Here is a 19,896-nt window from a genome sequence, read left to right as displayed (position 1 = left end):
CACTACTCCGGCCGCTGGTAGGAGGACGACATGACCGAGGTCCCCGAGGTCCGCGGCGGCCACTGCCGCACCACTCTCGACCTGTTCGCCGAGTGGGCCGAGGCGCTCGCCTTCCCGGACTGCTTCGGCCACAACTGGGACGCCTTCGAGGAGTGCCTGTTCACCGTGAGCCCCCTCACGGTCGTCGCCCGGGACATCGACCAGCTGCTCGTGGACGAGGACCCCAAGCAGCTGGCGACCTTGCTGGCGATCGTCGACACGGTCTCCAAGGAGGCCGACTTCACGCTCAGGACGGATCAGGCAGCGTGAGTACCGCCTCCGCCCCGCCTTCCGGACGGTTCCGGAAGGTGAGGCGGGCGCCCAGAAGGCGGGCCTGGCCCACGGCGATCGTCAGCCCCAGGCCGGTTCCGGTGCCGGCGGCGGTCGTACGGAAGCGCTGGGGACCGGAGGTGTGCACGACGGCCAGCAGGTCGGGCGGGAAGCCCTCGCCGTGGTCGCGGACTCGGACGACCGGGCCGTCCACCTCGACCAGCACCGGCTCGGCGCCGTGCCGCAGCGCGTTGGAGGCCAGGTTGGTGAGGATCCGCTCGACGCGGCGCGGGTCCGTCGTCACCACCATGTCGGCCGCCACCCGCACCTCCACCTGATCGAGTCCGGCCACCGCCCGCCGGACCATGGCGCTCACCTGCCGCTCCTCGGTCTCGGCCACGGCGACCTGCGCGTCCATGCGGGCCACCTCCAGGACGTCCTCGACCAGGGAGCGCAGGTTCTTCACGGACCGCCCGATCAAGTCCGTGGCAGGGCCCGGCGGCAGCAGCCCGACCGCCGTCGACATGCCCGCGACCGGGGTGCGCAGCTCGTGCGCGATGTCGGCGGTCACCCGGCGTTCGGCCTCGAGACGGGCACCGAGCGCGTCGGCCATGGTGTCGACGGCGGCCGACAGCCGGGCGATCTCGTCCCGGCCGCCAGGACGGACCCGGGCGTCGAGGTCGCCGTTGGCGATGCGCTCCGCGGTGCGGGCGGCGGCCCTGGCCCGGCGGCCCATCCTCACCCCGAGGAGCAGCCCCGCCAGGGACACCAGGACGGTAGCGGCCACCCCCACCACGGCCAGGGTCCGGTCCAGGGCGGCCAGCGACCGCGTCTCGGGAGCGTAGGACCGCGACAGCGCGAGCACCTCGCCGTCCGAGACCTGGGTCGCCGCCCACAGGGTGCCGTCGCGGAGCCAGGTCACGCGCACCCCGTGCCGTACCGCTCGTGCCACCGGCGCCGGCAGGTCCGGCGGGTTGAGCCGGGCCAGGGACTTGCGGGCGGCCGCGTAGTCGTAGGCCGCGCTCAGCAACCGTTGGTCCAACTCGGAACGGGCCGTGGCAAGTTGGTCGGCGGCGGTGACACGGTGGACCAGGACGCCGGTCGCGGCCGACACCGACACGGCCGCGGCGGCCACCGCGAGGGCGACCTTCGTACCGATGTGCGCGGTGACCGGCCGTCTCATGTGCGCAGCTTGTAGCCGAAACCGCGGACCGTCTCGATCCGCTCCCGGCCGATCTTGGTGCGCAGCCGCTGCACATGGACGTCCACCACCCGGGTGTCGCCGGACCAGGCGTAGTCCCAGACCCGCTCAAGGAGCAGATCTCGGGTGAACACCGTGCCGGGCGAGGACGCGAACTCCTTGAGCAGCTTCAGCTCGGTCGTGGTCAGGTTCAGCGGCTTCTCGCCCCGGCGCACGGCCAGGGACACCGGGCAGAACTCCAGGTCGCCGAAGCACAGGGGCGGGACCGGCGGTTCCTGCGGCCGCGTCGGCGCTTCGGCGGGTGCCGCCCGGCGCAGCAGCGAGCGGATCCGGGCGACCAGCACCGACCCCTCGAAGGGCTTGGTCACGTAGTCGTCGGCGCCCGCCTCCAGGCCCATCACCACGTCGACCGGGTCGTTGCGCGCCGAGATCAGCAGCACCGGCACCCCGGACTCCTCGCGGATCCGGCCCGCCAGACTCACCCCGTTGAGCCCAGGCAGCATGATGTCGAGGACCGCCACGTCGGGCCGGGACGCGCGATACATCTCCAGCCCGCGCACCCCGTCGGCCGCGGTGCGGACGCGGTAACCGTGCTCCTCCAGCGTCAGCCGGGTGGCCTCACGGATCATCTCGTCGTCCTCGACGAGCAGGATGTCGTACACGCTCACTCTCCCCGTGAGTCGGGCAACGTCGTCATGGCTTGGGCACACGCAGGGGCACGCTGCTCACGTCCTCCGCCCAGTCTGGCGCCGGCCGGTGCACGGGGGTGACGGCCGCGTGACTGTAGTAGGCCGCGTACTGGCGCTTCACCAGCCCGCTGAGCACGATCCGGATCCGGTAGCTCGGTGGATCCTCGTGGGGGCAGCCGGAGACGCAGGCGTAGTCCATGACGTAGCCGGTCGCGGTGGCCCGGGGCGAGCCCCAGCCGTGCCACCGCATCCAGTCCAGCATCGTGTACTTGGTCAGGTCCATCAGATCGGGCCGCTCGTTGGGCTCGGACTCCCAGTTCAGGACGTACACCGGCCCGGTCCAGGGAACGCGGGTGGGCGCCGGGCCCTCCACACGCGCCCCGCCGTAGGGCGTGCCGCACCCGGCGACACAGGCCAGCAGACAGGCGGCGAGCGACGCGCGCAGCGCTGATCTGCGCGGGACCATGGCTGCCTCCCGTGGGATCGTCGGTCTGCCTGAATGATGCATGTCGTGACATGAATGGTTGCTGAACAAGGGGCGTGATGTCCGCAACAGCGCGCTGTGCGCCGTCGCCCCCCTCGGCGACCGCGCCCCGGCCGCCGCCGAAGACCTCGCCCACTGGCAGCAGTCCCCGGACTTCCTCAGCGACACCCGGGTCCTGGGCGTGGTCATCCAGGCCGGGATCGACACCGGCCACTGGAAGGAACGGCGCGCGGGGATCCGCGTCTACGCCCGGGAGGCCGACTGGCTGTCCACCGACGGTTGACCCGGACACCGAGGCGAAACGGCTGTGGGCATCGCTGTATGACCACCACCTCGTCCTCGCGCAGACTCTCGCCGCCAATCTCGCGGCATGCCCAACCTCAGCCGGATCGCAGACCGAACGACTACCACGATCGGGACACGACGTCGATCAAGCGGCGGGGTGATCGATCGGATGCGCGGCTGGCCCAACCGGTCGCCGGCGGGCGGCATGGGGGGAAGGACAGTGGCAGACAGCGTTACCACCAGGCGATAGTCGCTGCATGGATCGAGGGGACGAGCCCGTGGACAGCCCCGCGCTAAGAACTCCGAACAGAATGATCAGTGCCCGTTCTCCCCTGAGACCGCTCTGCCGAGGACGTGTGCATGATGAGTCGGCACATGCAGACGGCCCAGGGGATATGACATGACCGAGCGCGGTCCGGTGGACCTCATCCACCTTGCTGACGGAGAGAACAGCGTGATCGTCCGGGTGGCGGGGCCAACAACCGGAGTGCTCCCGTGAGACGGCTGCCTTGACGTCGACATCGTGGTGTCCAGCGAGTTCGCGAAGGGCCACCTCACAGAGGTGTGCCTGCTGCCCGAAAACCTGGACGATTGGGCAGAGGCGCTCGAACTGCTCGCCGAGGGCCAGCCGATTCGCTGGATGGATGACGGTCGAAACCCGGAGATCCGGATCACGCCGGAGGGGCCGAACATCTCGCACGGCGAGGTCCTCAACGCGATCGAGGTGGTGGTGAGGGACACGGCGGTGTCCCTCACCTCGGTTTGCGTATTGGTGCGCCTGCCCGCCGGCTGGGTCGATGCCCAGCGTCTGCGACTCGCCCAGATCCGCGCCGCGTGGCCCTTCGGGCATAGTTGAGGACGGGAGGCTCTCAGCTGCGGGTGAGGACCTCACAGGCGATGAGGCGCCTCCGGCAGATGAGCACGCAGCCGAGCGTGAGGAAGACCCCTCACACGGATAAGTGTCAAGCCGCGGCGGCGAGTTGGGCTGGGAATGCGGTGTTCTCATCGAACAGTTCGCGTCGCCGGAGGCAATAGAACATCTGTCCGAGCATGCGGTTCAAGAGGATGCGCTGGGCGGCAGCGTGCCAGTCCCCATGCTCGTCGCGGCGGCGACGGTAGTGAGCCATGGCTCCGGGCGAGCCTCGGTCTCGACGGGAGCTCGCAGCTCGGGCATATCGAGAGGTCACCATGCAGCGGGCTCGCACCACCAACGTCAACGAGCAAGCACGGCCTGGGGTGGCGGCGGTCACGCAGGCACGAGCGCTTCGCCCTTCGCTCAAGGCTTCTCAAGCCAGGCTTCGTGTAGGAATCCGTCCGGCGCCCACGCGACCACCACCACGAGCACGGGGACTGCACGCCGCTCTATGCGGAGGTCTCAATGAAACCCGGTTCGCCGGAGGCGTCGCAGTCCCGTACTCGAACAGCCCCCCGGAGCGACAACCGCTCTGTATGGCCGCCGAGAACGAACTAGGCCTCGTGGATGTCGTCACGTATCTCCCAGCGGAACCGCAGGCGGCGGAACCAGTACAGGCGGGCGAACACGCCTTCCAGGAAACAGCGTTGGGTGCCCCAGGCCGGAACCGTGCTCGGTGCCGCGCCGGGCGATCACCGGTTTCACGCCGAGACCCCGGACCCGCCGAAGGCTCCGCTGAGATCAACGGGCCCTGGCCCCAGCAGCAGGAGTCGCTCTGGGGTCAGGGCCAGGGCCCGTGGACCCGGTCACGGACTGATCGTTCGACTCGCGGACGGCGACGTGACGCTGACACTGCATCAGCCCAACCGCACGGCCGACGAACACGCGGTGGTCAAACGCCTCGTGGAATCAGCCGGTCAGCCCGACGGCGCCGATCCCCACAGTTCCGGCACCACCCGCATCACGGACCGGACGTCATGCGACTACGCAGACTCCCTGACGGCGGGACGATCTCGGTCCGTCCGGAATTCGCCCCGCTCCGCCGCGGCCCTCTCGGCCAGAGCGTTGACGGCTGTGTTGAAGCGCTCCATGGAGCTGGGGCGGTCTGTGCCCAGGACATACTCCTTGAACTCGTGGCGGTGCGGTGCCATCGGATCGTGGCGCGGCTCGCGGACCGAGCGAAGGATCTCCGGCAGTCGGGCGCAGTCGCGGTCGAGGAGGTAGGCGCCGCCCGCGGTGGTGTAGGCGGCGCGGAAGTCGTCGTCGGGCAGGTCGTGCGCGTTCGTCAGGACATAGGGCTTGAGGCTGGCGACGAAGTCGGCGACCACGGAGGAGACGTCGCTGATGAGCATGTCCGCCTGGTTGAAGCATTCGTACAGCGTGGGCAGTTGTCCGAGGATCACCTGATGCCGGACCGGTCCGTGGCTCTCCCAGAAGAGCCGGTGCCACTCGCTGTGCAGGGCGTGCCACTCGGCCGTGTCGCCGCGGTCGGGGACCCGTGAGTCGCGGGTCTGCTGCGTGTAGTCGCCACTGTGCCGTCCGGCCAGCTCGTCGATCCGGGCCCGGACTTCGCGCAGTCTCGGTCCGAAGGCGAGTGCGGCCTGCGCCTGCGTGGATTCGCGTCTCTCGTTGTCGTTGCTCAGCAGCGCACGGACGGCCCGGTCCGCGGCAGCCGCTTCGGGAGAGCGGCGGCCTGTGAGCGGGTGCGGCTTGTAGATGACCCGTACGTCCTGCGCGAGGAGCTTCTCGACGAGGCGCACACCCATCGGGATGAGGGACGTGTGGCAGTCGTCGTCACTCCAGCCTTCCCAGGTGGGGGCGTACAGCACGACCGGCAGTGGGCCCGGCGTGTGGTCGGCGTGTGGTCGTATCGACGACAGTTGCGGGCGCCCCACCTCGACGATCGCCTCGTCGCTGATGGCGTGTCGCACCCGCTGGTAACGGTCTCGCCCGGCCCGTCCGGCCACCCAGATCTCGTCGTACACCTTGCTGACACGGTTGCTGCTGGCGAGCTTGTCGCTGTCGCCGTGGCCGATGAAGACGTGCTTGGCCTCGGCGACGCGCAGCATGTGCACGTTCTTGCCGGCGTTGCCCGGGTACAGGACGACCCGGACGTCCGGCAGTTCCAGCTCGGCCAGGTCGTCGGCCTTGGGCACGCACAGGACCGGGATCCAGGTTCGGCTGAGGTATCGGAACGAGGCCTGCTCCCGCAGGATGATCAGCGGTCGTCGATCGAGCTGCTCCAGCGTCTCGATCCACATGTTGACCTGGTACATGAAGTCCCGGGACACCGCCGCGAAGCTGAAGTACAGGGCCACCTCGGGCCGGTAGCCCGCCAGTTGCCGGTTGACCTCGGCGATCACCTCACCCTTCGCCGGCATCCGGCGGGCCCGGCGGTACGCCATCAGCAGCACCGATACGGCCGTCACCGCAGACACGGCCGTCACCGCGTAGCCGATGAGCGCCGGGTACCAGGTCCCGGCCGCGAGCGCCACCAGCAGCCCCGCGTGGGCGGGCAGGTCCAGATGCAGCAGCTTGCGCAGAAAACGCCGGTAGAGATAGGCGGGCGGGGGCTTCTCGATGCCGGACCCGCTCATGTCGAGGTTGCGCACGGCCACCGGCAGCACGCGCCGACGGCTGATCGCGTGATGCACCGCCGAGTACAGCATCACCAGCGCGAAGTGGGCGCCGAAGACGGCGAGCCCGGCAACCAGCACTCGGTCCGGGGCCTCCATCCGGTCGGCCAGGGCGAGCAGCATCAGCGTTCTGAAGGCGAACCGCAGGGTGCGGTCGAGTTGCAGCGCCGCGAGCCGGCGGACGAACTGGGGTGCCCGGACATGCAAGGCCTCGTCCACGAGGTAGCTCACGGCGGACGCGACGGCGAAGCCCCACAGGGACGGCAGCAGTGCGAAGACGGGCAGCGCGGCGAAGCCGGCGGCGAACAGAAACACCAGCAGAAGGTCGGCCTTCGCCCGCACGCGCAGGGCAGCACACAACCAACGGACCATCATGGACAAGGGATCCCCCCACAGGACTTCCCGCAACGGCGACGCCGTTGCACGCCAGTTCGACGCGAGGAAGGAGTGAAGGGTTGTACACCTGATGGCTATTGGTCGTTCACTTTTGACGGGTAGTGGTGCGCTCGCGTGTCCAGTCCTGCGGCCGGGTCGTAGTCGCCGTACTTGGCCGTCAGCATCAGCACCGGCACCCACCGTCTCGGCCACCGCCCGGGTCCGGGACATGATGAAGCAACCATTCCCGATGTCCCGTGCCACTCCCGGGCTCGCAGGCATCAGGCGGGGTAGGGGTACATCGGGGCCCTCGGGGGAAACGACACCGTCGAGAGCTCTCCCCTGGCGTCAAGCAGGACGAATCCAGTCCGTCAGAAGCCGAGTTCAACGGATGCCACAGCATCAATGTCACCTACGCCAAAACGTCGCGCGGCCTGTGATGACGGCAGTCTTGACACTATTGTTGGTGTCATGACTGCAATCACTCTGCGGATTCCCGACTCCATGGACAAGCAACTGCGCGACGCTGCCGCCGGCGCATCGTCCCTGAACGACTACATCGTGCGCGCTGTGCGACGTCAGATGACACTCGACGCGGCACGCAAACTCACCTCCATGCCCCCCCTCGATCTGGCAGGCGAAGGCGACACCCTGTGATCATCCGCAAGGGCGACGTCTGGGACGTCGACACCGGCAAGGGAACCCGCACTGTTCTCGTCGTCAGCCTCGACGGACTTGCCGATGCCTACGGCGCTGTCGTCGTCCTGGTCCTGCATGCACCGGCGCAGCACCCCGACACCGCAATGAGCGTGCATCTGACCACCCCGGTCGACGCCTCCGTCGTCGCTGTCAATCTCCTCCAGCTCTCGACACTCCGATTCGAGACCGGCACACCGCACGGGAACATCGGCCCCGAGCAGCAGGAGCTCATCGACAACGCACTCCGCGCGGTCCTCGACCTCTAGCCAGCCTTTCAACCGGCCTCACGAATGATCACCGCCGAGCCACTCCCCGCGCCTGGAGGGCGAAGCCGCCGTGACGGCATCCAGCGAGGCATCGGGGCCGACACCGGACGTCACAGGGGCAAGGCGCGATGTACGACGCCCTCTACTACGGAAATGTCGATATGCGGCGACAGCGGCAGGCTCCGCGAAGCCGGCCGTGCGGGCGACATGTTCGGCCCGGGCCTTGACCGCTGCGGAGTCGTCTTCCAGCTGCACGGCGACACGGCTCAGGACCGGGCAAGCACCGACTACTTCATGCCGGCCGTGAAGATCGACCGCAAGGCCCTGAACGATCAACTCGGACGCCGTCTCGGCCGACGAACCGGCACGCCGGCCTCCCCTCCCCCGGCCGGATCGCACCGGGTGGCCCCGTCGTGGTCTGTCGTCATGTGACGGCGGACTCAAGCGGACGAGGCTGTGCCACAGCGGCCGACCGGTGATCTCCTCTGCACCGCGCTGCCACCGGCTTGCGGAGTTGGATCGACATACGTGTCCCGGCGCCCGACGGATACGGCGCCGTGACTCACACCCCGCGTCCTGTGACAGACCTGGGCTGCGCCTGACCGCCGTAGAAGAAGCCCGGGTCGCCAGAAACACTATTCTGTCGTAAAGGCGCAGATCGGGGGCACCCCACCACTATGACGACAGGTGTGACGCTCGGCGTCGAGGAAGAGTTCCTGCTGCTCGATCGCGAGACGGGGCTGCCTTCGCCGCGCATCGGCGAGGTCCGTGCCGCGGCGGGACGCGAGCCCGGGGTGCGGCGGGAGGACATCGACACCGAACTGCTCCAGGCGCAGGTGGAGGTCGCCACGCCGGTGTGTTCCGACCTTGCGGAGGTCACCGCGCACCTCACCCGGTTCCGGCGCGCGGTGGGTGGCGCCGCTCGCAGCGCAGACTGCCGGCTCGCGGCGACCGGCGGCGCGCCGCTGGCCGGTGCGTCGACCGTGCCTGTCACCGCGCTGCAGCGCTACCGGACCATGCGGGCCGAGGCCGCGCGGCTGGTCGACGAGCAGCTGATCTGCGGCATGCACGTCCATGTCGCCGTGCCCGACCGTCAGGCCGGTGCCGCCGCGCTGGGCCGGCTGAGACCCTGGCTGCCGGTGCTGGTGGCCATGGGCGCCAACTCCCCGTTCTGGGAAGGGCGGGACACCGGTTTCGCGAGCTGGCGCACCGTGGTTTTCGGCCGCTGGCCGATCAGCGGCCCGCCGCCGTTCTTCACCGGCGCCGCGCACTACGAGGAGCAGGTGGCCGCTCTGCTCGCCACCGGCGTCATTCCCGACCGGGGCCAGCTGTACTGGCACGCCCGGCTCTCCGACGACTACCCGACACTGGAGGTACGCGCACCCGATGTCCAGTTGGACGTCGACAGTGCCGTCACCCTCGCCGGGCTCACCCGCGCGCTGGTGGTGACCGCGCTGAGCGAGGGCCGTCGCGATCTGCTCGCCCTGGATCCCTCGGCCGAGATCCTGCAGGCCGCCGGATGGCACGCGGCGCGCCACGGCCTGAGCGCGGATCTGGTCGACCCCCGTACCGCCACCTCCTCCCCGGCAGCTGCGGTGGTGGGCGCCCTGCTCGATCGCCTCACACCCGCGCTCAAGGAACTCGGGGACGTCGACCGGGTGAACGCCGGTGTCCAGCGGCTGCTCGATCAGGGCACGGGAGCCGCAAGGCAGCGTGCCGCGCTCGCCGAAGGCGGCACGGCGGCGCTTCTGGATCTGATCGCGCCCCAACCCGTGTGACCTGACGCCGCAGTGGGCACCGAAAGGCAGTGATCGCCGCGGGCCATCACGGCGCCCTCTCAGGCGTTGCCCGGCCCGATGTGCCGTCGGGCTGCGATGTGGTGAGCGATGTCGTGGCGGGGCTCAAGTCCCCTTCTAGCAGGACAGGTCGAACGAGAACGGGCGGTACGTGGCTGTCGGCGTGGTGGGCCGACAGCCGCCGGGGGCTCCGGCATGCGGTTGATGGACGCCGTACGAGGGGCCCGCGCACGGCGTCCATCAACCGGCTGGAACGGTGTTCTAAGCCTCCGGTGCCAGGACCGGTGTCACCACCCGTCTGCCTGCCCCGCCGCCTCCAGCCTCCGCCCGGGCCTGTGAAGCCCGTGGATCTCCGCCAAGACCTCGACGCCGATCACTTGCCACAGGCCCGGTTCGACGAACCGGGCCTGTGAAGGGGACATCTTTCAGGTGTCGCCACTGGTCCGCGTCCGAGACGTCGTCGGCACAGGCTCTGCCGGGGTCTGGGCCGGTGAGGCGGTGATCAGTGTGGAGCCGCCGGTTTCGCGGTCCGTGAAGCCTGCGAGGAGGGCGAGGCCGAGGCCGGCTGCGGCGAGCGTCGCGCCGACCAGAGCCGGTGAGGCCCAGCCCCAGCCGGCGGAGATGGCCAGTCCGCCGAGCCAGGCTCCGCCGGCGTTGGCCAGGTTGAAGGCGGAGTGGTTGGAGGCCGCGGCCATCGTCGGAGCGTTCTTCGCCTTGGCCATGAGCAGCATCTGCACAGGGGTGGTGACCAGAGCGCCCATCGCGCCCATGAACACGAGGGTCACCAGGGCGGGGACGGTGCTGTGCGCGGCGAAGTAGAACGCCACGAGCGTCGAGCCGAGCAGGAAGAGGCCCCCGTACAGCGTCGGGCGCAGGGCCTTGTCGGTGAGCGGGCCCGCGATCAGTGTGCCCAGCGTCATTCCGATGCCGTAGAGCGCGAGGACCCAGGTGGTGGAGGAGTCGGAGAGGCCGGTCACGTGGGTCAGGATCGGCACCAGGTAGCTGTACACGGCGAAGAAGCCGCCGAATCCGACGACGGCGGTGGCCAGGCCGAGGGCGACCTGCCGGTTGCCCATCGCCCGCAGTTCGTGCCGGATGCCGGACTGGTTGCCGCGGGGCTGATGGGGGACGAAGGCGGCCAGCGCGGCCAGTGCGACAAGGCCGATGACGGCGACGGCACAGTAGGCGTACCGCCAGCCGAGGTGCTGCCCGAGGGCGGTGCCGGCCGGAACGCCGACGATGTTGGCGACGGTGAGTCCGAGGAACATCCTCGACACGGCCCGCCCGGCGCGTTCGGGGGCGACCAGCCGCGAGGCCACCACGGCGCCCACGCCGAACAGTGCTCCGTGCGGCAGGCCCGCCAGGAACCGTGCGGCGAACAGCAGACCGAAGTTCGGAGCGAGAGCGGAGGCGACGTTGCCGGTCACGAACAGTGCGCACAGCAGGAGCAGGAGCCGTTTGTGGGCGATGCGCGCGCCGATGCCGGTCAGGACGGGCGCCCCGACGACGACACCGAGCGCGTAGGCGGAGACGAGATTGCCCGCATGCGGCACGGACACGCCGACTCCGTCGGCGATCTGGGGCAGCAGTCCCATCGTGGCGAACTCGGTCGTACCGATTCCGAAGGCGACGAGGGCAAGGGCCAGCAGGGCCAGTGGCATGGAGCGCGAGTACCTTTCGCGGGCGGCGGTCTGCGTGCGGATGCGGGTGAAGTGGGCAGGACCGTGATGCGTCCCGTTCGCCCTGTTTCTGCAGTCTGTCGCGTCGGCCACCGTTGCCCGATGCGCCCCTGAGAGCAGGGAAAGTCTACGGGCGCGACAACGTCGGCATGCGCGCACGCATTCCAAGATCCGGCCGCGAGGTCAAGGGCAGGGCGCTCCTCACGAGCCGGAGCATCCTCACCGGTCGGCGGACCAGTGGTCACGCGCCGGAGCTCCCGTTGCTCCGCTCGACCGGGATCCACAGCTGGGAGTGGGTCTCCTCGCCGATCTCCACCGGCTGCGTCCGCAGGAGTTCCGGACCGGGCCGACTCGTGTACGGGTTCGAGGGGAACCACTGCGTGAACACGTCCCGCCACAGGTCCTGGAGCGCGCTCGGATAGGGCCCGTCGTTGTCGAAGACCGCCCAGGTCCCGGCCGGCACGTCGAGGGCGTCGAAGTCCTCGACGACCGACTCCGGGCCGGTGACCACGCCGATCCAGTAGTCCGCCTCGGCCCCTTCCTCCCGGCTGTCGGTCAGATACACCGCGGCCGACACGATCCCCTCGGGTTCCCGGTCGGCCAGCTCCTTCATCCGTACGATCGCCCGCTCGTCCAGGGTCTTCAGGTGCGCTGCGGCGGCCGCGTTGATCCCTTCGTGCACCAGAGGGACCAGCGCCTTCCTGCCGACGATCCGAAACGCCTCCTTCTCCACGATCCGGTACCGCATCGTCGTACTGCCTTCGACGACGACGCGGAAGGACATCCGCGGCTGTGCCGTGAGCAGTGCACCCTTGCGCCGGGCCTCGCCCGGACCGATGCCGTGCACCGACCGGAACGCCCGGGCGAACGCCTCGCCCGAGCCGTAGCCGTACCGCACCGCGACATCGAGCAGCGTGCTTTGCCCGGCCAGCACGTCGGCCGCTGCAAGGGTCATCCTCCGGCGCCGTACGTAGACCGGGAGCGGCATTCCGGCGAGGGCGGAGAACAACCGCCGGAAGTGGTACTCCGACACCGCGGCGATCCGGGCGGCCTCGCCCACGTCGACGTCCCGGCCGAGGCAGGCCTCCAAGTGGTCCAGTGCCTGATTCAGCCGCTCCAGCACGTGTGTCCGTCCCTCTTCCTCGGGTCTCCCCCGTGGGAATGCGCTCTTCGGCTGCGACAGCTCCCGCGGTCGGGTGTGCTGTCGTGACGCACACGCCGTTCCGGGCTCGCGGGACCGGCTGCCGATACAGCCGACCGGGCCGTCTTCAGGTGTAGGTGTTTTCTCCGCACCCTGCCCGACGGAAGCCGTACGGGAATTGTCGGGCGGGTGGCCTCGGCGTTGCCCGAGGCTGGCGCACATGACTGATATTAAGGGGCTGTGCGAGCCGCGGTTCGCCGCAGTCGAGACGGCCCTCGCGGCTTCCCTCGGCAAGGACGATGTGGGCGCCTCGGTCGCCGTCTACCTCGACGGCGAGCCGGTGGTCGACATGTGGGGCGGGTACGCGGACGCGGACCGCACCGTCGGCTGGAATCGCGACACCCTCACGGGCGTGAACTCGACGACCAAGAACATGACGGCCTTGTGCGCGCTCGTCCTGGCCGACCAGGGCCGGCTCGATCTCTCCGCGCCGGTCGCCGCCTACTGGCCCGAGTTCGCAGCGGCGGGCAAGGAGCGTCTGCTGGTACGCCACGTGCTCTCCCATACCGCGGGGCTGCCGGACCTGTCCGGGCCGACGGCGGTCGAGGACCTCTACGACTGGGAGAGCGTGACAGCAGGGCTGGCCGCGCAGGCCCCCGAGTGGGAACCGGGAACCGCCGCCGGATACCACGCGCTCACCTTCGGATTCCTGATCGGTGAGATCGTCCGTCGCATCACCGGGCAGTTCCTCGGCGACTTCTTCGCCGAGGAAGTGGCCAAGCCGCTGGGCGCGGACTTCCACATCGGGCTCTCCGCCGCCGACGACCGCCGCGTCGCCCCGCTCATCCCGCCGCCGTCGCTGACCGACGCGTACGCTCCCAGCGCACCGCCCGGACCGGACGGCACACGCCGGGAGTACGACGGCGTCGAGGTCCGGGTCAGGGATGCCAACTCCGTGGCCTGGCGTCGTGCGCAGATCCCCGCGGTGAACGGCTTCGGCAACGCCCGGTCCGTCGCCCTCGTCCAGTCGGTACTGGCGAACCGGGGTTCCGCGGGTGGCGTCCGGCTGCTGTCCCCCGAGGGCTGCGAGCCCGCGTGGCAGGAGGTCTTCCGCGGTGAGGACCGGGTGTTGCGGACTCCGATGTCCTGGACTGCGGGCTTCGGCAAGTTCGGCAATATGTTCGGTTGGGGTGGATGGGGCGGCTCGCTGGTCGCGAGCGACCCCGATGCGCGCATGACGGTGGCCTACGTGATGAACCAGATGCTCGACCGGGAGCAGCAGGAGGACAACCGCGGCATGGAGATCATCATGGCCGCCTACAGCGGACTGCGGTGACGTTCGCGGGAGGGGGCACGGACGCCCCCTCCCGCGCTCCGACGACGTCGGCACCCCTGGGGCAGCCCTGTGGACAGGATCCGGAAGGAGCGGTGACGGGGCCGGAGCCGTCCTTGGTTCCGCTGCCCTCGAACCGTCTCCGGCCCCAACTCGTACCCCGGGGACGGAAATTGGTCTAGACGAATCTTTCGCGGATCTCTTGACGCCGGCCGACGCGGCCGGCCACGCTTCGTCACGCAGGCAGATGTAAGGAAAGTTTCCGATTAACTTCACGACTCTCCGTTCGACGGTCTTCCCCTGCCTCACCCCGCCCTGATCACGTCGCACGGCTCCTCCCCACCCGCACCTCTCCACCGTGCGACGGGCACGCAGGGCGCCGCAGTCCGCGTACTGGCGCGACGCCGTGCGCGGCCTCGCCCCACGGAGGAGCATCCGCATGAGACGTGCGTCGCTGCGCGCCGCATTGACCGCCGCCCTGATGGTCGGCGGCATGGCCACATTCACCACCCCAGCCGCCCACGCGGCCGACAACACAGGTCTGGTCGCCTCCTTCGGCATCACCTCCACCTGGGGCACCGGCTTCGAGGGCGGCTACACGGTCACCAACAACTCCACCCACACGGTCACCTCATGGACCATCACCTTCACCCTGCCCACCACCGAGGCCGTCACCGGTTCGTGGAACGGCACGGTCACCCACAGCGGGACGCAGTACACGATCACCTCCCCCACATGGGAAGCCCCGCTCGCCCCGGGTGACTCCGCGCCCGTCGTCGGCATGGACTTCGGCTACAGCGGCTCGGTCGTCGCGCCGAGCGCCTGTCTGATCAACAACGGCCCATGCGCGGGCGTCCCCGCCGACACCGTCGCGCCCTCGACCCCCTCCGGCCTCTCCGTCCGGGCCAGCGGTCCCGGCAGCGTCGCGCTGGGCTGGAACGCCTCGACCGACAACGTCGGCGTGGTCGGCTACCGGGTCTACGAGGGCAGCGACGTCATCGGCACCACCTCCGCATCGCCTTACGCAGCTCCCCCGTCCTGGCCCTGCTGGCCCTGCTGGCCCTGCTGATCGGCCTCCTCACCGCGGCACCGGCGGCCGCGGCAACCGGGGCGATCACCGGCCTCGCCGGCAAGTGCCTCGACGTCGCCGGAGCCGCCTCCGCCGACGGCACACCGGTCCAGCTCCACGACTGCAACGGCACCGCCGCCCAGAAGTGGGCCGTCAGCTCCGCCAACAACATCGTCAACCCGCAGGCCGACAAGTGCCTGGACGTCACCGGCGACAACTCGGCCAACGGCACCCGGCTCAAGATCTGGACCTGCCGGGCGGGGCCAACCAGAAATGGAACGCCCCCGCGAGCGGCGGCACCACCCCGTCCGGCTTCGTCGTCAGTGAGGCCCAGTTCAACCAGATGTTCCCGAGCCGGAACGGCTTCTACACGTACCAGGGCCTGACCGCCGCCCTGTCCGCCTACCCCGGCTTCGCCAACACCGGGTCCGACACGATCAAGAAGCAGGAGGCCGCCGCCTTCCTCGCCAACGTCAGCCACGAGACCGGCGGACTGGTCTACGTCGTCGAGCAGAACACCGCCAACTACCCGACGTACTGCGACTGGAGCCAGTCGTACGGCTGCCCGGCCGGACAGGCCGCCTACTACGGCCGCGGCCCCATCCAGCTGTCCCGGAACTTCAACTACAAGGCCGCGGGCGACGCGTTGGGCATCGACCTCCTCAACAACCCCTGGCTGGTCCAGAACGACTCGGCCGTCGCCTGGAAGACCGGCCTGTGGTACTGGAACACCCAGTCCGGCCCGGGCACGATGACCCCGCACAGCGCCATGGTCAACGGCGACGGCTTCGGCTTCGGCTTCGGCTTCGGCTTCGGCTTCGGCCAGACCATCCGTTCCATCAACGGCTCCCTGGAATGCGACGGACGCAACCCCGCGCAGGTGCAGAGCCGCGTCGACGCCTACAACCGCTTCACCTCCATCCTCGGGGTCGGCCCCGGCAGCAACCTCTACTGCTGAACCTCGCCCCCGAACACGCCCGGCGCGGGGGCCGGTTCATCCGTGAACCGGCCCCCGCAGAACGCCTGCTCCGTCACAGGTGACGGGAGAGAAGACCTTGGCCGCAGGCCACAGTCGGGCGGCTGTACTGGGGGCGCCGTAGGCGGCGCCCGGGTCGCGGGGCAGCCCAGTACGTGTTGCCCGCTCCCGCTGATGACCGCCGTGGCGCGACGTGGGACCGGTCCGTTCGCTCCTCGGCCGGTACCAGAAGTGGATCACCGACCTCGATGGCATCGAGACCGCCCGGGCTGTCGAGGCCGCAGTCCTGTTCGTACTGCACCTGATCCAGTCCCGCGATGATCAGACCTGCTCGCGCTCGGCCCGCTGCTTGACCAACTCCTCGACCGCGCTCGGCAGGGTCGTCTCGAAGTCGATCAGCTTCACCCATGTCGGTGTCACCACGATCCGGACCATGCCGTCGTAGAGCGAGCGGACCTCGGCCTCCCACTCGACCCGCTGCTCGGGTGTCATCTCGTACGAGCCGTTCATCTGGAGGTACTCCTCCGGGATGCCGTCCACGACATCCAGCTCGGCCCGACCACGGATCAGCAGGATCTTGGGCGGATGCACCTCGGTGTCGATCGTCAGCGCGACCACCGGGTTCTCCCGCAGAGCGGGGAGCTTGGGGGCGTTCTTCGTCGTACACATGACGATCTCCGAACCGTTCCAGGTGAACGCGATCGGGACGTTCCGGGGCGTGCCGTCCTTTGCCACGTACGCCAGCCGGACCACGTCACGTGCCAGCAGCTCCCGGCTGATCGGCCGGTCCAGGATCTCGGTGATCTCACTCGCTCGCACAGCCGTCCTCCAGAGAAGTCGTCGCCATCTGCCCCAGGGACGGAGCCGGCAGGGCAATCTCGACATCCACCGGCCCCGAGTTCTCCCAGCCTCCCGTCCGGTCGGCCAACTGTCTCTCCCGACCGGGCGAGAAGCTACTGGACCAGGCCTTTCCGCCGCGCCGCACGGAGGATCCGCTCCCGCGACGGAGACTCACCAGGGATCGGTGCCGGCGTCCGCCAGTCCGCTTGTGGAGGCGACATGCGCCGGCGCCGCTGCCGGTCGGCTGAGGACTCGCGCACTCCCTCCGGCCTGAAGGCTGCCCGACCGGTCGGCGAGGAGTCGCGAGGGGCCCGTCACCGCTTGGTGACGTCGGTGCGTCGGTTGTCCGGCTTGAAGGGCAGCGCCGCGACCGTCGCCCTGATCTCCCGCTGCGGGGTGCCCGGGCGGCCCCACAGAACGACGACCTCCGTGCCCGGGGTCGCGTGCGCGGGGTCGAGCACGCAGAGGGAGATCATCGCCCGCAGGGTCGGGCTCACCGTCCGGCCCGTGGCCACGCCCACCGGATCGCCCGACACCAGGACCTGGTCGAAGTGGGGACCTCGCCCGCGCGGTATCTCCATCTGGTCGGGCAGTTCGGCCTCGCTCAGGAGCGAGCCGAGGACGCCGGCGACGTCCTGTTCGTTCCATCGCAGACCTACCAACTGGCGGGCGGGTACGCCGTTTTCGGCGTCCCTGACGAGTGCGTCCCGACCGGTGAAGTCGCGGTCGGGGACTCCCTTGCGGAATCCCCAGCCGAGCTCGCCCGGCTTGCGGAAGTAGTCGGTCACCCCGGACGTGGGGACGAAACTGCCGGTCGGCGCGCCCCTGCGGAACTGCCTCGGCGCGCCCGGCGTCAGGATCGACGCCGGCAGATAGTCCAGCCCGTTGGTCGCGATCCCGGCCTCGATGTGCTGAACAGGCTGCGACCGGAAGCCGAGTTGACGTATTCCGACGTCCTGCCCGCCCGCCACGACCGCCGCCCAGATCTCATTGGCGTGTTCGGTGGGCCCGTGCAGCTCGTAGCCGAGTTCGCCGGAGATCCCGGTGCGCAGGACCCGTACCGGGACCCCGTCGACCGTCGACATACGGCTGCGGCTGAAGCCGATGTCGCGGAGATCGTCCCCCGTCAGCTTCTCCAGCACGGCCAGGGACGCCGGGCCCTGGACACCGAAGATGAACACGTCGGGGCTGAGGTCGGTGGCGGCGGCGTCCCAACTGCCCAGGCTCAGCTGCCACAACAGCCAGTCGCAGCTGCCCGCGGTGTAGACGAACTCCTCGGTCCCCAGTCGGCACAGCACGCCCTCGGAGGCGATCCAGCCGTTCTCGTCGAGCTGCACATGGTGCTTGATCTGTCCGGTCTCGAAACGGGACAGGTCCCGCATCCCCAACCTGCTCAGGAAAGCGAGCGCCTGCGGACCGTGCACCTTCACCTTGTGCAGGGAGGTCCAGTCGCCGACGTAGCACGAGCCGACATGGGCGGCGCTCTCCTCGACCCAGTCCGTGTACTCCTCGGGGAGCAGGAGCTGTGCGAAACGGCCGTAGGTGCCCCGCGTGTTGCCCTCGTCCTGGGCCGCGGCGGCCGGGCTGAACATCGCCGGACGTTCGATGATGAACGGTGCGTCGTTCAGCCGGAGGACCGCTTCGTAGGTGCTGCGATGTTGTGAGACAAGGTCCATTTCACTCTCCGTCGAGTGGCCGTCGTCCAGGGTGCCGTCCGGAGCGCCACCATGGTGCTAGATCGATTAAGCAGGACGCTAACAGGAGGTTCGGGGCGAGGCGAGAGTCATGACGCGCCGTTGATCGGTCGCGCGGCGCAAGCAATGCGGAACCTCTGCGAGGTGGCGGGCCGGTCAGGACCGCCGCGACCCGCGCCGCCGTACCGGCAGCTGCAGCAGGTCCGTGCCCAGGACCATCGATCCGCCGAAGTCGGCCCTGCGTGCGCTGTCTCGGAGCAGGCGGCGCCAGGTCGCATCGGAGACCACTGACTGCTGTCCCGGGCCGAGGTGGGTCGCCACCAGCGCGCCCGCGTCCGACTCGGCGGCGATCCGGCCCAGTTGCGCCACGTCCGTGTGGGTCGAGGTGATGTGGTCGATCAGCGCCTGAGGCAGGCCGAGACTCGCCAGGCCGGCCGGGTACAGGGCCTCGTGGACCAGGACGTCCGCGTGCGCCGCGAGCGTGATGATGTTCGGGGTCGGTGCCGTGTCGCCGGAGAAGACGACACTGCCGTGGTCCGTGTCGAAGCGGTACGCGTAGGCGGGAAACACCGCACCGTGCGGGACCAGGACGGCGGTGACCTTCACGTCGTCGTTCTCCATGACGGTGAACGGGGTCATGGCCGGGGCGGAGTCCGTCGCCGAGGCGCCGGCTCCGGAGGGCGGCAGTACGTCGTGGACGTCGAGCAGGGTCGCCGGGTCGATGCCCGCGTGCTCGGCCATGAAGAAGGTCGGCGAGGCCGCGTACGCCCTGCCCGCCAGCTTCGTCAGCTCGACGGTGCCCGGCACGGGCCCCGGAGCCCCGGCGACGGATGAGGCAATCCCGGCGGGGCCGGGGCCGTGGACCTCGATCGGGTTCTGGAAGCCCTGGGCGCCCGAGGCGCCCGCCGACAGCAGCGGGAAGGAGTAGTAGTCGACGATGTGGTCGGCGTGCAGGTGGGTCAGGAAGATCCCGGCCAGCGAGGGCATCGACAGGCCGGCGCGCAGGTACTGCGTCACCGCTCCCCGTCCGCAGTCGATCACATACGTTCTGCCGTTCACCGTCAGCGCCGACGAGATGCCGTAGCGGTTCGCCAGGGGCGGCGGCCCGCCGTTGGTGCCGAGCAGTGTCACGGACAGGCCCGTTCCGGAGGGCAGGGATCCGGTGCTCCCCGCCGCCGCGGCCGGTTCGGCGCCGAGCAGTGGTACGGCGACAGCGGCAGCGGCTGATGCCGCCATCGCGCCCAGCATCGTCCTGCGGGACGTGGGTTCACTCAGGGGTCCACACATGAAGAGACAGCTCCTTCGCGGCTCGATTCGCGTTGCCACAGTGGCCACATCGAGTACGGCTGTCCATCAGTCGGTACAAAGTATGGGTTCCCTCGGCGAACCCTAAGATTTCGTACCGCGCAAGTGCCCGCCGACGTCAACTCCCGATCGTGGGGATCGGGTTCTCCGCGAACCACTGGGCGAGGAAGTCCAGGAAGACCGTGATCTTGCGCTGGGTGCCCGGT

Annotated in this window: 17 protein-coding genes and 5 pseudogenes; 11 read left to right on the top strand and 11 right to left on the bottom strand. The window is 69.6% G+C overall.

The window, feature by feature from the left end:
- Positions 1–30: 30 nt before the first annotated feature.
- On the top strand, positions 31–309 hold the full coding sequence (locus AB0I51_RS40730) for a barstar family protein (RefSeq protein WP_362983432.1): 279 nt from the start codon (positions 31–33) through the stop codon (positions 307–309).
- On the opposite strand, the gene AB0I51_RS40725 is transcribed toward AB0I51_RS40730, so the two are convergent.
- Genes AB0I51_RS40725 through AB0I51_RS40715 form a run of 3 tightly spaced genes read right to left on the bottom strand, consistent with a single transcriptional unit; the run spans position 287 to position 2,665 of the window.
- Complete coding sequence (locus AB0I51_RS40725; protein ID WP_362983431.1) at positions 287–1,492, bottom strand: HAMP domain-containing sensor histidine kinase; 1,206 nt, start codon at positions 1,490–1,492, stop codon at positions 287–289. The genes AB0I51_RS40730 and AB0I51_RS40725 overlap by 23 nt on opposite strands.
- Complete coding sequence (cseB, locus tag AB0I51_RS40720) at positions 1,489–2,178, bottom strand: two-component system response regulator CseB (RefSeq protein ID WP_362983430.1); 690 nt, start codon at positions 2,176–2,178, stop codon at positions 1,489–1,491. The genes AB0I51_RS40725 and cseB overlap by 4 nt, the downstream gene beginning before the upstream one ends.
- A gap of 25 nt (positions 2,179–2,203) precedes the next feature.
- The gene (locus AB0I51_RS40715; RefSeq protein ID WP_362983429.1) at positions 2,204–2,665 is read right to left on the bottom strand and encodes a hypothetical protein; all 462 of its coding nucleotides are present in this window, start codon (positions 2,663–2,665) and stop codon (positions 2,204–2,206) included.
- Positions 2,666–2,723: 58 nt separating this feature from the next.
- On the opposite strand from AB0I51_RS40715, the gene AB0I51_RS40710 reads away from it, so the two are divergent.
- On the top strand, positions 2,724–2,966 hold the full coding sequence (locus AB0I51_RS40710) for a hypothetical protein (RefSeq protein WP_362983428.1): 243 nt from the start codon (positions 2,724–2,726) through the stop codon (positions 2,964–2,966).
- 516 nt (positions 2,967–3,482) lie between these two features.
- Positions 3,483–3,824: pseudogene (locus AB0I51_RS40705) on the top strand (DUF5959 family protein); the annotation flags it as partial.
- A gap of 106 nt (positions 3,825–3,930) precedes the next feature.
- On the opposite strand, the pseudogene AB0I51_RS40700 reads toward AB0I51_RS40705, so the two are convergent.
- From AB0I51_RS40700 to AB0I51_RS40690, 3 genes and pseudogenes are all read right to left on the bottom strand, one after another.
- Positions 3,931–4,113 (bottom strand): annotated as a pseudogene (locus tag AB0I51_RS40700) (IS110 family transposase); the annotation flags it as partial.
- A gap of 322 nt (positions 4,114–4,435) precedes the next feature.
- Positions 4,436–4,589: pseudogene (locus AB0I51_RS40695) on the bottom strand (IS5/IS1182 family transposase); the annotation flags it as partial.
- Positions 4,590–4,864: 275 nt separating this feature from the next.
- Positions 4,865–6,892 carry a hypothetical protein gene (locus tag AB0I51_RS40690; protein WP_362983427.1) on the bottom strand — a complete coding sequence of 676 codons (2,028 nt, stop codon included), beginning with the start codon at positions 6,890–6,892 and terminating at the stop codon, positions 4,865–4,867.
- Between the two features lie 471 nt (positions 6,893–7,363).
- Here AB0I51_RS40690 and AB0I51_RS40685 point away from each other — a divergent pair, with 471 nt between their 5' ends.
- From AB0I51_RS40685 to AB0I51_RS40670, 4 genes are all read left to right on the top strand, one after another.
- Entirely contained in the window at positions 7,364–7,549 is a 186-nt protein-coding gene (locus AB0I51_RS40685) for a hypothetical protein (RefSeq protein ID WP_362983426.1), read from the top strand.
- A complete protein-coding gene (locus tag AB0I51_RS40680; RefSeq protein WP_317882693.1) occupies positions 7,546–7,857 on the top strand; it encodes a type II toxin-antitoxin system PemK/MazF family toxin in 312 nt (103 codons plus the stop codon). Before AB0I51_RS40685 ends, AB0I51_RS40680 begins: the two co-directional genes overlap by 4 nt.
- 153 nt (positions 7,858–8,010) lie before the next feature.
- Entirely contained in the window at positions 8,011–8,289 is a 279-nt protein-coding gene (locus tag AB0I51_RS40675) for a hypothetical protein (protein ID WP_362983425.1), read from the top strand.
- Positions 8,290–8,534: 245 nt separating this feature from the next.
- Entirely contained in the window at positions 8,535–9,635 is a 1,101-nt protein-coding gene (locus tag AB0I51_RS40670) for a glutamate--cysteine ligase (protein ID WP_362983424.1), read from the top strand.
- Between the two features lie 443 nt (positions 9,636–10,078).
- On the opposite strand, the gene AB0I51_RS40665 is transcribed toward AB0I51_RS40670, so the two are convergent.
- Both AB0I51_RS40665 and AB0I51_RS40660 read right to left on the bottom strand, forming a co-directional pair.
- On the bottom strand, positions 10,079–11,314 hold the full coding sequence (locus AB0I51_RS40665) for an MFS transporter (protein ID WP_362983423.1): 1,236 nt from the start codon (positions 11,312–11,314) through the stop codon (positions 10,079–10,081).
- Between the two features lie 259 nt (positions 11,315–11,573).
- Positions 11,574–12,455, bottom strand: coding sequence for an AraC family transcriptional regulator (locus tag AB0I51_RS40660; protein ID WP_362983422.1), 882 nt, complete (start codon positions 12,453–12,455; stop codon positions 11,574–11,576).
- A gap of 238 nt (positions 12,456–12,693) precedes the next feature.
- On the opposite strand from AB0I51_RS40660, the gene AB0I51_RS40655 reads away from it, so the two are divergent.
- From AB0I51_RS40655 to AB0I51_RS40640, 4 genes and pseudogenes are all read left to right on the top strand, one after another.
- Positions 12,694–13,809, top strand: coding sequence for a serine hydrolase domain-containing protein (locus tag AB0I51_RS40655; RefSeq protein ID WP_362983421.1), 1,116 nt, complete (start codon positions 12,694–12,696; stop codon positions 13,807–13,809).
- A gap of 436 nt (positions 13,810–14,245) precedes the next feature.
- Positions 14,246–14,875 carry a cellulose binding domain-containing protein gene (locus tag AB0I51_RS40650; protein WP_362983420.1) on the top strand — a complete coding sequence of 210 codons (630 nt, stop codon included), beginning with the start codon at positions 14,246–14,248 and terminating at the stop codon, positions 14,873–14,875.
- Positions 14,845–15,833, top strand: a pseudogene (locus tag AB0I51_RS40645) (glycoside hydrolase family 19 protein). The gene AB0I51_RS40650 and the pseudogene AB0I51_RS40645 overlap by 31 nt, the downstream one beginning before the upstream one ends.
- 232 nt (positions 15,834–16,065) lie before the next feature.
- Positions 16,066–16,164, top strand: a pseudogene (locus AB0I51_RS40640) (NADP oxidoreductase); the annotation flags it as partial.
- Positions 16,165–16,172: 8 nt separating this feature from the next.
- Here the strand turns inward: AB0I51_RS40640 and AB0I51_RS40635 are convergent.
- From AB0I51_RS40635 to AB0I51_RS40625, 3 genes are all read right to left on the bottom strand, one after another.
- Positions 16,173–16,670 (bottom strand): pyridoxamine 5'-phosphate oxidase family protein, encoded by a 498-nt coding sequence (locus AB0I51_RS40635; protein WP_362983419.1) that lies wholly within the window; start codon positions 16,668–16,670, stop codon positions 16,173–16,175.
- A 335-nt stretch (positions 16,671–17,005) separates the two neighbouring features.
- Positions 17,006–18,367: a glycine cleavage T C-terminal barrel domain-containing protein gene (locus AB0I51_RS40630; RefSeq protein WP_362983418.1), complete on the bottom strand. Its 1,362-nt coding sequence runs from the start codon at positions 18,365–18,367 to the stop codon at positions 17,006–17,008.
- 174 nt (positions 18,368–18,541) lie between these two features.
- Entirely contained in the window at positions 18,542–19,672 is a 1,131-nt protein-coding gene (locus AB0I51_RS40625) for an MBL fold metallo-hydrolase (protein WP_362983417.1), read from the bottom strand.
- Between the last annotated feature and the right edge of the window lie 224 nt (positions 19,673–19,896).

Source organism: Streptomyces sp. NPDC050549, from assembly GCF_040655035.1.
Lineage (GTDB): Bacteria > Actinomycetota > Actinomycetes > Streptomycetales > Streptomycetaceae > Streptomyces.
The sequence above is the reverse complement of the archived record's forward strand: the minus strand, read 5'-3'. Positions and strand labels throughout refer to the sequence as shown.

Bases quoted from the DNA above. Each gene is read 5' to 3' on its own strand.
- AB0I51_RS40715 (WP_362983429.1), bottom strand. From the start codon at position 2,665: ATGGTCCCGCGCAGATCAGCGCTGCGCGCGTCGCTCGCCGCCTGTCTG.
- AB0I51_RS40730 (WP_362983432.1), top strand. From the start codon at position 31: ATGACCGAGGTCCCCGAGGTCCGCGGCGGCCACTGCCGCACCACTCTC.
- AB0I51_RS40690 (WP_362983427.1), bottom strand. From the start codon at position 6,892: ATGATGGTCCGTTGGTTGTGTGCTGCCCTGCGCGTGCGGGCGAAGGCC.
- AB0I51_RS40655 (WP_362983421.1), top strand. From the start codon at position 12,694: ATGACTGATATTAAGGGGCTGTGCGAGCCGCGGTTCGCCGCAGTCGAG.
- AB0I51_RS40670 (WP_362983424.1), top strand. From the start codon at position 8,535: ATGACGACAGGTGTGACGCTCGGCGTCGAGGAAGAGTTCCTGCTGCTC.
- AB0I51_RS40625 (WP_362983417.1), bottom strand. From the start codon at position 19,672: ATGTGTGGACCCCTGAGTGAACCCACGTCCCGCAGGACGATGCTGGGC.
- AB0I51_RS40650 (WP_362983420.1), top strand. From the start codon at position 14,246: ATGAGACGTGCGTCGCTGCGCGCCGCATTGACCGCCGCCCTGATGGTC.
- AB0I51_RS40725 (WP_362983431.1), bottom strand. From the start codon at position 1,492: ATGAGACGGCCGGTCACCGCGCACATCGGTACGAAGGTCGCCCTCGCG.
- AB0I51_RS40675 (WP_362983425.1), top strand. From the start codon at position 8,011: ATGTCGATATGCGGCGACAGCGGCAGGCTCCGCGAAGCCGGCCGTGCG.
- AB0I51_RS40685 (WP_362983426.1), top strand. From the start codon at position 7,364: ATGACTGCAATCACTCTGCGGATTCCCGACTCCATGGACAAGCAACTG.
- AB0I51_RS40630 (WP_362983418.1), bottom strand. From the start codon at position 18,367: ATGGACCTTGTCTCACAACATCGCAGCACCTACGAAGCGGTCCTCCGG.
- AB0I51_RS40665 (WP_362983423.1), bottom strand. From the start codon at position 11,314: ATGCCACTGGCCCTGCTGGCCCTTGCCCTCGTCGCCTTCGGAATCGGT.